Below are 12,548 nucleotides of genomic sequence, written 5' to 3'. Positions count from 1 at the left end.
AATCAATTAAAAATAGGCAGGACAATGTCAAAAGTCATCTATTTGCACTCCCCTATTTATATGGGTATTCACTTCGTTTTCCTCTACTTCATTAACTGTAATATTAGGAAATTGGATGAGGTTTGCTTACATGTCACCTCTCATTGAATCTCCTCCAATGACTTGCTACTGGCTCATGAGTATCCGTTTATCAAGTTGTTAAAGCTTGGCGATTTAATTTGAATAGTGAGAGATCTATTTCTGTCTTGCCTTTTAAGATGTGTTGCGTTAGCTCATGGCCGATCCCGCTCGCAAATTTAAAGCCATGACCTGAAAACCCTGCTGCTATCAAGATACGATTATTGTTTGGATGTGTATCGATAATAAAATGTTCATCAGGTGTCATTGTGTACAAGCACGTAAGTCCTTTTTTCAAATGTCCTCCCGCTTCCGGCATCCACGTTTTTAAAAACTGGGAAAGAACAGCTTCATCTTCATCATACACCCCAAATTCTCTAACCATCTCATCTGGCTCTGTCACTTGGCCAAAATCGTGGCAGCCGACCTTAACTCCGCTTCCATCGATGCTAGGAAAACCATAAAAAATACCAGAAGGGGTGTGGGCTGAAAAACCTGGAAACCCTTCACAACTTCCAAACAATTGATCATTGGCTTCAAACCAGCCCACGACCTGCCTTTTCGGTTGCAGTGGGAGCATAAGATCAACGCCTTGGAGTAGCATTCTATTCCAAGCTCCTGCACAGATTATCACGTCATCAGCTATATAAGAGGTTTTGCTAGTTTGAATAGATACTTGCTCATCTCTCATCGTAACGTCTTTGACAGGGGTTTCAGTTAGAAGTTCTGCTCCCTCCTGTAAAGCTAGCTCTCGGTAAGTTTGAATACAATTTTCAACAAATAACACGCCTGCGTCAGGCTCATAGCAACCGATATATGGCCCTTCTTCTGGAAATTGAAGACCTGCCCAGCGCCTTTTCATCTCTGCTTCCGTTAATTTTTCAGCTTGTAAATGATGCGCTTTAGCACTCTCTAATGCTTCTTTTAGAAATGGCGTATCCACTGGGCCAAAGCTAAGTACACCTGTTTTCTGAAAAATTGGCAGCTCTGTCTGCTCTTGGAGATCATCCCAAAGCTGTTGAGATTTCAATGCAAGTGGCGTATATGCTCTCCCTTCCCCATAAGCATGACGAATTAACCGTGTTTCTCCACCGTGACTTCCCATCGTATGAGGCGGATCATGCGCATCAAGTAGCAGAACACGTTTTCCTTCTTTACTTAAAAAATAGCCTGCCGACATTCCTATCGATCCTGCTCCTACAATAATGACGTCATAATGTTTCATATTCATTGCCTCCAATTCACTTCGCACTCATACAGTCTACCCAATTAAATCTTTATGGTATATGCAACACTATGCCCGTTTTCCCCTAAAAAATTGTTCTTTCATCCATAAAAATAGTTCATATCCTCTAACATGCGAGACATATCAAACTGTATAATGGTCTTCACTCATATACCCAATAATGATTTTTCACAATCAGAATATTTCCTTAGCGTTAGCAGGCAAGTCTCTTAAGTGTCTAAGGTATTTCGTCATATTGTTATCATCCTCAACAGGATAGGAAAAATGGAAGTGATTAGCTACATCATGTGATAAAATTCGGAACAATTTACAAGCAATAAAAACTGATTGCCACATATTTTCATAGTCTGAATCAGAGTACGTGTTTATGTACATCTCCCAATATGATTCAGGAAGGTATTTCTTAAAGTATTTTCCCATTTTTCCTGTTGAAACTTGAAAATCATTCTCTATTCCAATCCACCAGTTGACCATCTCGTCCAAAGCAACCCTTGTTGTATATTCAAACATTAATTTTGAATAGGGTAGCTCATCACGCCGTATTCCTTTTGCAACATTTTGTAGACACCACCAAAAATTATTAGTGCAACTATCATATTGCCCCTCTGTTGGTTTATTAACGTGATAGTCGAGGTCCGAGGGTGGTGGTATAGAAGGTAAAATAGCATCTTTATCCAATAGTGGGATAGTGAGTTTATCTTCTCCATACTCTTCAAGCATTGCCTCAGCTGTTTGAATACGCAGATCAATCCGATTCCCGTCTGTAAATAACATCAAATAGGCGTATGTACGCTCAAAATTTGCATCCAGACCTTTGCCTTTTTCGAGTTTATCTGGTTCTTGTTTCATAAGTACATCCCCATATATCTCAATCCAGTGCTCATCTTTAATGAATGAAGACGTGTCCGTTACAACATATACAATATCGTAATCTTGAAAAATATCCTTTGGAACATTTGGATTCGTTCTTGATCCATTCATATAGACAGCTCTAATTCTTTCGTCGTTTTTGGCAACTGAAATTATTAATTCAAACATTTCTTGCTCATTCCTCATTCTCTTCACTCCTCTCACATCATGACCACATTAATTTATGAAAAACGGCAGTTTATGTATTCACTTTTATTGATTATTATTAGCCAACTATCAACGTGGACATTGACCATTCCCCTTACATCAGATAGCGCTTTGCTGACTTTCATAATAACGCCCCTTTTACATAATAACAACTGTTGTTCAAATCCCCCTCTTCTTTCACATTATTTCTTAAGTAGTAGGACATAAAAACGAGCTGCATCACTTACAGCCCGCGTATACGTTGCTCTTCGTTTGCTTCATATCAATACGCAAAATATCGTTATCCCTTATTGTAATTTCTCATGAATTTGTTTGAGATGGTGGTCATCATGCTTAATGAATATTTTAACAAAACTTTCTGCTGAGAATTTCCTTTTTCCCCCGCCAATAGTGAACCTTACACCTTTCCCGACTTTAGATAATTCTTCAGTAAGTTCTTTTCGAGTTTGTACAAAACGATCAATAAGAGATGCAACAGAAAAACCTTCAATAAAAGCCATTGCCTCTTCATTATGTGGATCATGGGCTGGGAACTGTGGTAAATCAGCCCCTTCAGTCATATACGGTGCCATCTCTTCAAGATTATATTTATCCCAATAGTATAAATGTCCAACCACTTGTATGATTGACCATTTTCTTTCTTTAATAGGTTCAGATAGTATGTCTTCAGGGAGTTCTTTTAACTTCAAAATACTATCACCCATTTTTCCAAACTGACTGAATGTTTTATTCATTGAATCTCCTCCTAAGAATTTAAAATAATGAGGTATTGTTTGAACACGTTATAATTTTCTATATATATATCTATTTATGAGCTGATAAATTAAATGACTGACAAGGGGAGCAATAAAAAGATGGAGGTAAATTGACGCTATTCCTGTTTTATAATGTAGATTACTAGCATTATATAAATAATATCATAATTTTCAGTTTAGTAATTCTAGTTGTTTACAGCCAAATAAAGAGAATACCCGGTTAAAGGTGGATTTGGACGGGGCATCACCTGACTTATTCATTATAAAAAGCTTTTTCTTTGCATAACATCACTTTAATGAACATTAGTAACAGAAAAGACAACGTGAAATCCTAATACGACAGGCTTGTCATTAATTAAAAACCTCGTTTACGCACCTTTTTTTATAAAACTGTTCACCTCTTTACCCCCAATAACCGAGTCATTAGTAAGAGCAAAATAAGCGGAGATTTTTCGGTTAAGTGCAGGAGAAAGCTCATTTTAGGGAATATAACGGGAAATTTTCCGATTATTCGAAGTAAAACGACCTATTTTCAGATTTTCCGAGTCAATAAGCGGAATCCCTCCGGTTATTTAATTTATTTTTATTGCTAATGACTATTTAAGGGGATTTTCTCCGGCTATTTTTCAGACGAAAAAGCTTTATTTGTTTTAACGTACTCCTCATTTCAGTAGAAATGTATAATAGTATAGTAGCTATGAATCTTAAAGAGGATGAATGAGGATGACAGATAAAAATGAACGTGAACAAGTTAAGAAACTTAATACGTTAAAGGTCATTGCTGAGAAATTAAATGAAGCAAATGAACTTGATTTCATGCTTAAAGAAGTATTACACGAACTTTTATCACTCATCGGAATGAAAACGGGATGGATTTTTTTAGTTAATAACAGTGGTCATTATACCCTAGCAGCTGATGTCAAACTTCCACCTGCGTTAACGTGGCAAGATAAAAAGCCGATGTGTGAAGGTGATTGTTGGTGCATAGAACGTTTTAATGATGGCCGGCTAAAAAGAGCCGTTAATATAATTGAATGTAAAAGGCTTGAAAATGCCATTGAGTATCACTGGGGAGAGACGAATGAGATCACCCATCATGCCACTATCCCCCTTCGTGCAGGAGTTGAAAATTTCGGCTTATTAAATGTCACCTCTCCCAAAAAGACACACTTTTCTAGTGAGGAACTAGCTCTTTTAGAAGCCGTGGCATTTCAAATTGGAACGGCCATTAAACGAATAAAATTAGCGGAAACTGAACAAAAGATGGCTTTAATGAATGAACGTAATCGACTTGCTAGAGATTTACATGACTCAGTAAACCAGCTTCTTTTTTCACTCAAGTTGACCGCTGGTGGGGCAAAAGAAATGACCGATGATGAAAAAATGAAAGACATGCTTTCCTATATGATAAACCTATCCCAAGAGGCAGCGAGTGAAATGAGAGCTCTTATTTGGCAATTACGCCCCCAAGGGTTGGAAGAGGGGGTTGCAATGGCGTTAATGAATTATGGAAAAGTGCTAGGAATAGAAGTGGCTATCAACGTGGATGGCGTCCTGGATTTATCGCCAGAAATAGAAGAAGTACTGTGGCGTATAGGTCAAGAAGCACTAAACAATATTCAAAAACACGCCAACACGAAGCATTCTACATTAAATATCATCGTTAAAAATAACAGTGTGTGCATGGACATAATAGATCAAGGCAATGGATTTGATTTTTCAAAAATGAAAGGAACCGGTTCTTTAGGGTTAGCTTCCATGAAGGAACGGACAGATATGATAGGTGGCACGTTTAATTTAGAAACGGCAGTTGGTAAAGGGACAAAAATATGTGTGTCATTGCCGATTTAAAGGAGCAGAAAAATGAAGATTAAAATATTAATTGCGGATGATCACCATGTTGTTAGAAGAGGGCTCTTATTTTTTTTACAAACACAAGCTGGTCTTGAAATTGTAGGGGAAGCCAAAAATGGGATGGAAGCAGTAACATTAGTCGAGAAACTCCAACCAGATATCGTGTTAATGGATCTTGACATGCCTAACATGGATGGCACCGAAGCAACCCAAAAAATCAAGGAACAGTTCCCCGATGTAAAAGTCTTAATTTTAACAAGCTTTTCTGACCAAAGCCATGCTATTCCAGCTATCAAAGCAGGTGCCAGCGGCTATCAACTGAAAGATGTAGATCCAGATGAGTTAGTTTCTTCGATTAGGCGTGTTTATAGGGGGGAAAGCCCGCTACATCCAAAGGTAACGTCTCATGTGATGTCCCATTTATCTCACGGCAATAAAGAAGAAAAACGACTAAGTGGATTAACAAAAAGGGAAAAAGAAGTATTAGCGGAAATCGCGAAAGGAAAAAGCAATAAAGAAATTGCTGCCAGTCTTATCATAACGGAAAAAACGGTGAAAACACACGTCTCCAATCTATTAGCGAAGCTGGAACTCCAAGACCGTACCCAAGCTGCGCTTTATGCGGTTAAGCATCATCTTTAAGTAGATAATAATGTTTAAGTAAGCTCTCTTTCTACAACTTTAGTCTGACTTTTCATTCTCCATTCCCAAGTCTATTTATGTAGCAGAAGTTCGAACCTCACTCCGATTTAAGGGAGGCTCGGAGCCTTTATACTGAGAATAGAGAAGTCTAATTATGAAGGAGAGATGTCGAATGACATTATTACACGTATTTATATCCATACCCAGAGTAGAGCTTTTAAACTTGGAGAGGAAACGTTTTACCGCGAGTGACGTGACATGACTACTTTAAAGAAAGACACACGACTATTTAAGATGTTAGCTGCCAATATGTTTTCTTCTATGGGATCAGGGATGACGATGATAGCTGTCCCTTGGCTTTTCGTAACAAAGGATGGCGGAGAAACGGTCTTTGGATATGTAACGTTATGTGTCACTATACTCTTATTTATGTCTACCCCTTTTATCGGAAACTTAATTGATCAAGTATCCCGTAAACGCCTGCTTATTGCTGGTGAAATGATTGGGTTGCTCATTATTATGCTATTCACGATTGCAGGATTTTCTGGTGTCAGTTATACAACATGGTATTTCGTTATTTTATTTATCACAGGGTCATTTTACTATAATCTTTTTTATCCAACTATTTTTGCTTTCAATCAGGAGATTTTCGAACCATCTCAATATAAAACGCTAAATGGTATCATGGAAGTGCAAGGTCAATTAGCAGCTGTTTTATCAGGAGGATTAGCCGCCCTACTACTTCCCATTATAGAATTCAAATGGCTATTACTACTAAATTCAACGACTTATGCAATAGCGATTGTTTTCTTTAGTCTTATCCCCTATAAGAAAATGCCTAAAAATCCAACAAAAGATTCTTTTTGGAGGAAGTTAACAGAAGGGTATGTTTACATGATGCGCTACCCGCGTTTATTTCTTTTTCTTGTTGCTTCGTTTATGCCTTTTATCGGGGTCATGATGACTAATTATCTTTTTCCAGTATATATCGATAACATTTTGCAAGCAGGTGCTTCTGTTTACGGGATGAAAACGATGGTGTATGGTATTGGGGCAGTGTTCGCAGGTATCTTTTTACCGATCATTTTAAAAAGAGTTGGAAATGAGTCGACTATTGTTTTTACAGTCCTTTTATTTGCCGTCTCAATTACGCTATATATATTTTTCCCATTTGTTTCGATATTTTATCTTTTAACGGTTCTTATTGCGTTTGGAAACGCTGGCACGCGCGTTGCAAGAAACTCTCTTATAATGGAACGGATCCCAAATGACAAGATTGGAAGAGTCGATAGTTTATTTCGTGGCATAGGTTTAGGGACTAGAATTTTACTCCTTTCATTATTTACACAAATGATTGCCGTGCAAAATGTTATTTTACCCTTTCAAGTATTAAGTATCGTTCTTTTCGTGTCATTTATTATCATTACCATAACATTGCGTCATGTGATAAAAGAAGCACCAGTTAAATCAATAGCCTAATAGATTGTAGCATCATGATCTTCTTTATTTTTTTATAAACTGAAGGAATTCCATAATTCAAAATAAGATGTCAGAATTAGAGTAATGAATCGGGCCTTCACTTCGATAACTTACGTGATGGCCAGGTTCATATGAATGTGGCAGATGGTCAAGACCCATGCATTTTCATTGTCGATTTTACCTTATCTCGTACACTATTTCTTTTGATTTTTATTAAGACTAAGTTACTAAAGGAGTGAATAATAATGGAGGATAAAAAGATTTATCTAGTAACGAAACAACATACAAGCAACTACCCTAGCCCAATTAGCCTGCTTAAAGGACAAGATGTTATTGTCGGCACTAAATACGAGGGAAAGGAAGATTGGAATAACTGGATATATTGCTACACTAAAGATAACCATTTAGAGGGATGGGTACCTGAACAAATCATTCATATTCAAGGTGAGGATGGCGTGATTTTAGAGGATTATACTGCAAAAGAATTGAATGTAAAGGTTGGGGAAGAACTTGTGAAAATCAAAGAACTTAATGGGTGGTTATGGGTTAAAAAGGCCTCTCATGCAGAAGAAGGGTGGGTGCCAAAAGAAAACGTTAAAGTTATCAATAAACAATATTAAATATAGGTTTGTTAACGAATAGTTATCGGGTAGGAAAATAATCTATTCTTGAGGTGATTTTATTGAATAGTAATATGAAAATTGAACAAATAGAATCAATTGAAAGGTACATTGATAAATTGTCTGAACTTTTGATGCAAGTAGTAGCGGATGGGGCATCCATTGGGTTTTTACCGCCACTCTCACAAATGGATGCTCATCATTATTGGGAAAATTTATTGAACCATGACATTCTCCTCTTCGTTGCTAAGGTAAACAATCAAATAGCTGGTAGTGTCCAATTGCACCTTTGTAATAAGCCAAATGGTGCTCATAGAGCTGAAATTGCAAAACTAATGACGCACCCTAACTATAGACGTAACGGGATTGGTCGCACACTTATGAGTAAAGCTGAGGAGCGAGCTAAGCAGGAACAGAAGTCGTTAATCGTTCTTGACACGAGAGAAGGAGACCCTTCTAACCTTCTTTATTCTTCACTGGGTTATAGTCAAGCTGGTAAAATCCCCAATTATGCCAAATCGGCAAACGGAGAACTGCACCCTACCGTTTTTTATTATAAATCCTTTTAAATTAAACAGTGGTATTAGAACTAGTTAAAACGACCTTGAATCAGTAAGAGAATAGCGTTCCCTCTCCACTCTATTTTTAGCCAGGAGGGTTACGGACGCTTAACTGTGATAAACGTGAACTTTGTGTGATTTTTTTGGAAAAGATAGTGTTGAAACAGCAAATCGAAAAAAGTTTATCTCATACTGATTATTCTTTTAAAACAATGATACACAAAAATTAGGGAATGCATACTTTAAGGAGTGAAAGACTATTCTCAAAGCGGTTTTATTTGATTTAGATGGCACTTTGTTAAATCGAGATGCATCGGTACTTCTATTTATTGAGAAGCAATACAAGCGATTTAATCATTGGGTTAGTCATGTCCCAATGGAAAAATACATAACTAGATTCATAGAACTCGATAAAAGAGGATATGTGTGGAAAGATAAGGTCTATCGACAGTTAATCGATGAATTTGCTATTACTGGTTTGACTTGGGAAGAATTACTCCAAGATTATATCAGTCAATTTCACTATAGCTGTGTTCCGTTCCCTAACCTTATTAGTACGTTAGAAAAATTAAAGGATTATAACCTTGTCGTTGGAATGATAACGAATGGTAAAGGGCAGTTCCAACTGGATAATATTAAGGCTTTAGGTATTGAAAACTACTTTGAAACAATTGTTATATCCGAATGGGAAGGAATGAAAAAGCCTAAACCACAAATCTTTCAAAAAGCTTTAAAAAATCTCAATGTTTTACCATCTGAAAGCATATATGTCGGCGATCATCCAGAAAACGATATACAAGCTTCTCAAAATGTAGGTATGAAAGCTGTGTGGAAAAGAGACAATCAATGGGAGAACGTTAAAGCAGACTTCATAGTGGAAGATTTGAAGGGAATACCTTTAATTTTAGAGGAGTTAAGAAAATAAAGTCTATCACCTTATTAATTCAGGTGTCACTCCCAATAAAATGACGTTTTTAATAGGGCTATACTAAAGGAATGCCATCATTCAAAATATGATGTTAAAACCCGAATATTGAATGTAGCTTTCACTTCAGACGGATGCTTTCCCGAGTGCTTGTCTTCAGCTAACTTTTGCTCGGTAATTCCTCGCAGTAGTGGACCTTCAGACTGCGTTTTATCCTCCGGGAGGAGCCCCCATCTTATGTTTCGGCTATTGTTATCATCCAAATTAATAAATATTAGTCGTTTTATCGCTCGTGAAAAACGTCATTGTAAAATTGATTCACTTACCAAGGCAAAACCTTTGCACTATAAAACCATTCCACCTCGCTCAATTGAAAAAAGTCTCACGGCCGAAAACGACGTGTGAGACTCTTTCCTTACATAAATTGATCATCGGGATGTAGGTTGTTGCGCATTTCTTCTCGGACACGTGTCACATCTTCGTTGGTTGCTTGTGACTGAATGTACCATCCTTTACTGTGAAGGATTTCGTATAGGTCATATTGACTGTCTTTCGCATTTGCAAAACAACCTTCATAAATATCTCTAAGATCTTTATGACTCGTCTCCATGAGGACATTGGCAGCACTTCTACATCGTCCTTTTTCAAGTTCCAAACAAAGCTGAAGCATTTCTCTATCTGTTAGTCCACGGCCATCCATATTATTTGGCATCATCAGTCCTCCTATGTATTATTGTGTTAAATGAGAACGATTAAAGTATTGAGAAATTTCGGCTACTCTCAATTGGTGTTGTTCTGCAATTCCTTCTAATACCCCTCTAATTTCAGGATCATCGCACTGGCTAGCACACCAGTTAATCGTTTTAGCTAAAATTTCCTCAGTTCTTATCTCGTCTTCTACACTAGTCAATTCTTTTAAGGATAATTCGTTCACAAAAAAACACCTCCATATTTTCTCTTGTACTAGTATGAGACATCTTACTCTCTTTCATCCTTATATATCAGAAGTTCCTGTTAATTCACATTCTGCTTTCCTTATGCGAACAGTTCGGCCTTACATAAAAGTAAAAAAACTAAGGAGTAGACACTTACGTGCATTCTAACGTATGATACGATTATCGTGCTGTTTGTTAACTAGGTGATGTTCTAAAGATTTATCGTTTACTTTTAAAAAAGGGGATGATCCCACTGTCTAATACACACACTTTCACTAAAAAAGAGGAACTTGCTAATGCCATTATTCATGGCATTGGTGTCCTATTAAGCATAGCAGCTCTCGTCATCTTAGTTGTATCTTCTGTGTTATACGGAACTGCTTGGCATGTCGTTAGTTTTTCATTATTCGGATTCTCGATGGTTTTACTCTACACATCATCCACTTTATTACACAGCTTTCCGGCAGGGAAAGTAAAAGATATTTTTGAAATATTAGATCACTCCTCGATTTACTTTTTCATTGCAGGAACATATACACCTTTTTTATTTATCGCAGCAAATGGTCCTTTAGGTTGGACGCTTTTTGGAATTGTATGGGGACTTGCTATTGGCGGAACAATATTTAAATCTTTCTTCGTGAAACGCTTTTTACATGCTTCAACCTTTTTATATGTCGTATTAGGCTGGATGATTGTATTCGTTTGGAAGCCTTTAATCGCCAATGTCCCTCCTCAAGGTATTGTCTATTTAGTTGTGGGAGGTGTGCTTTATACAGTAGGATCTATTTTTTATGTATGGCGTGGTTTTCTCTACCATCATGCTCTATGGCATCTTTTTGTTCTGGCAGGAAGTATTATGCACTTTTTTTCAGTCTTAACCCTTTTACCTCAATGAGAGCGTATCGAATAGAAAACATCCCGTTCTGTGGCACCTCAGAACGGGATGTTTTATTTTAGCGCTGATAGCGACTCATAATAGCATCTCTTGCCTCGTTCGCTTGCTTTTTCAAGCCTGTGATATCGATATTTAACATCTTACCTTCGCGTTTAATTGGTTTCCCACCTACGAACACTGAATCCACATTTCCTGCATGACACGTTTGCACGACAGCTCCCACAGGGTCATTTATTGGAAAAAGATTCAAATCTGACGTGCGGATCATTACAATATCTGCTTCTTTCCCTGGGGTTAATGACCCTACTTTATCATCAAGGTTTAACGTTTTAGCCCCCTCGATTGTCGCTAATTCCAACATCCTTCTTGCAGAAATAGATAATTCAGGACCTGGCATATTCCCGTCATCCAACATCTTCTGATTGACTCGCGCTCGCTCTGCTTGTAAGGCAAATTTCATTTGGGCAAACATATCACCTGCTGTGGACGTGACGACATCTACCCCTAATGCTGGGTTTAAACCATTTTCCAAGCATAAGCCCGTAGCTGGGTATCCATGCCCCATCATCATCTCTACTTCTGGTGTGACGGAAACAGACCCTCCTTTTTCCACAAGCATCTTTATTTCCTCTGGGCTAACAGCGTTGGCATGGGTAAAGTTTAAATCTTTTCCTAGTAGACCTGCGCGATTTAGTTTTTCTATAGAACGGTCCTGAGCCCCCCATGTGCCAAACCCTAAATGCATGCTGCAAATAGCATCTAATTCTCGAGCTAATTCAATTTCTTTTACAGTCGCTTCCCAAGCAGAAAATTCAGGTCCACGAATAGCCAGTCCCATCGTTATCAACTGATCGTTTGATGAAAAATGCGTTTTCTTCGTATATCTCGCCTGTTCTAAGTTTACGCGCTCACTTTCTCTATCCCAAAATGTTCCTTCTCCTGGAGAGCCATGGGCAAATACTGCTCGAATACCTGATTCCTGTAAACCTCGAATAAGCTCGTCCGTATGATCTTGAGAGATAATCATCGTCCAATCTAAAATGGTTGTGACACCTGCCTCAAGAGCTTCAAGTGCACCTATTAAATTGCCTATATAATCATCATCAGGGGACCGGAGAGATCCAATATTACCGTAATAAATACTACTTAAATAGGTTTGTAGTGACCAGTCCGCACCGATGTTTCGAATAAGCGATTCCCACGTATGACGATGGGTGTCGATGAAACCTGGCAGAATAATCATATCGGTAGCATCAATAATCTCACATTCTTTGTCATCTATGTGTATCTCTCTCTGAATATCAATAATCTTAGAACCTTCAACTAAAATATCACCTTTTTCAAGATCCCCTATATGAGGATCCATCGTTATTATATTGCCACCTTTAAAAACTTTTTTTACCATACAAACACCCTCTCTTTTTATTAAAATGATATTTATAG

The 12,548-nt window shown here is 37.7% G+C and carries 13 protein-coding genes; 7 read left to right on the top strand and 6 right to left on the bottom strand.

The genetic code is table 11. The annotated features are described in order from the left end of the window. Positions 1–190: 190 nt before the first annotated feature. From solA to BK581_RS17435, 3 genes are all read right to left on the bottom strand, one after another. Positions 191–1,342: an N-methyl-L-tryptophan oxidase gene (solA, locus tag BK581_RS17445; RefSeq protein ID WP_078579358.1), complete on the bottom strand. Its 1,152-nt coding sequence runs from the start codon at positions 1,340–1,342 to the stop codon at positions 191–193. A 195-nt stretch (positions 1,343–1,537) separates the two neighbouring features. Continuing rightward, positions 1,538–2,419: an aminoglycoside 6-adenylyltransferase gene (locus BK581_RS17440; RefSeq protein ID WP_078579357.1), complete on the bottom strand. Its 882-nt coding sequence runs from the start codon at positions 2,417–2,419 to the stop codon at positions 1,538–1,540. Between the two features lie 308 nt (positions 2,420–2,727). After that, the gene (locus BK581_RS17435) at positions 2,728–3,174 is read right to left on the bottom strand and encodes a DinB family protein (RefSeq protein ID WP_078579356.1); all 447 of its coding nucleotides are present in this window, start codon (positions 3,172–3,174) and stop codon (positions 2,728–2,730) included. A gap of 738 nt (positions 3,175–3,912) precedes the next feature. Between BK581_RS17435 and BK581_RS17430 the strand changes: the two genes are divergently transcribed. From BK581_RS17430 to BK581_RS17405, 6 genes are all read left to right on the top strand, one after another. After that, on the top strand, positions 3,913–5,046 hold the full coding sequence (locus BK581_RS17430; protein WP_143709705.1) for a GAF domain-containing sensor histidine kinase: 1,134 nt from the start codon (positions 3,913–3,915) through the stop codon (positions 5,044–5,046). Between the two features lie 12 nt (positions 5,047–5,058). Next, positions 5,059–5,691 (top strand): response regulator, encoded by a 633-nt coding sequence (locus BK581_RS17425; RefSeq protein WP_078579354.1) that lies wholly within the window; start codon positions 5,059–5,061, stop codon positions 5,689–5,691. A gap of 258 nt (positions 5,692–5,949) precedes the next feature. After that, entirely contained in the window at positions 5,950–7,170 is a 1,221-nt protein-coding gene (locus tag BK581_RS17420) for an MFS transporter (protein WP_078579353.1), read from the top strand. Positions 7,171–7,415: 245 nt separating this feature from the next. After that, entirely contained in the window at positions 7,416–7,790 is a 375-nt protein-coding gene (locus BK581_RS17415; protein ID WP_078579352.1) for an SH3 domain-containing protein, read from the top strand. Between the two features lie 74 nt (positions 7,791–7,864). Next, complete coding sequence (locus tag BK581_RS17410) at positions 7,865–8,359, top strand: GNAT family N-acetyltransferase (RefSeq protein WP_078580007.1); 495 nt, start codon at positions 7,865–7,867, stop codon at positions 8,357–8,359. A 250-nt stretch (positions 8,360–8,609) separates the two neighbouring features. After that, entirely contained in the window at positions 8,610–9,275 is a 666-nt protein-coding gene (locus BK581_RS17405; protein ID WP_078579351.1) for an HAD family hydrolase, read from the top strand. A 415-nt stretch (positions 9,276–9,690) separates the two neighbouring features. On the opposite strand, the gene BK581_RS17400 is transcribed toward BK581_RS17405, so the two are convergent. Both BK581_RS17400 and BK581_RS17395 read right to left on the bottom strand, forming a co-directional pair. Beyond that, entirely contained in the window at positions 9,691–9,987 is a 297-nt protein-coding gene (locus BK581_RS17400) for a spore coat protein (RefSeq protein ID WP_169837777.1), read from the bottom strand. Between the two features lie 18 nt (positions 9,988–10,005). Beyond that, entirely contained in the window at positions 10,006–10,209 is a 204-nt protein-coding gene (locus BK581_RS17395) for a hypothetical protein (protein WP_078579348.1), read from the bottom strand. Between the two features lie 254 nt (positions 10,210–10,463). Here BK581_RS17395 and trhA point away from each other — a divergent pair, with 254 nt between their 5' ends. Further along, entirely contained in the window at positions 10,464–11,105 is a 642-nt protein-coding gene (gene trhA / locus BK581_RS17390; RefSeq protein ID WP_211273982.1) for a PAQR family membrane homeostasis protein TrhA, read from the top strand. A 58-nt stretch (positions 11,106–11,163) separates the two neighbouring features. On the opposite strand, the gene BK581_RS17385 is transcribed toward trhA, so the two are convergent. Next, positions 11,164–12,510, bottom strand: coding sequence for an amidohydrolase family protein (locus BK581_RS17385; RefSeq protein WP_078579346.1), 1,347 nt, complete (start codon positions 12,508–12,510; stop codon positions 11,164–11,166). Positions 12,511–12,548: the final 38 nt, after the last annotated feature.

The sequence above is a fragment of the Salipaludibacillus agaradhaerens genome, from assembly GCF_002019735.1.
GTDB lineage: Bacteria > Bacillota > Bacilli > Bacillales > Salisediminibacteriaceae > Salipaludibacillus > Salipaludibacillus agaradhaerens.
This window is presented reverse-complemented; position numbering and strand designations above follow the sequence as displayed.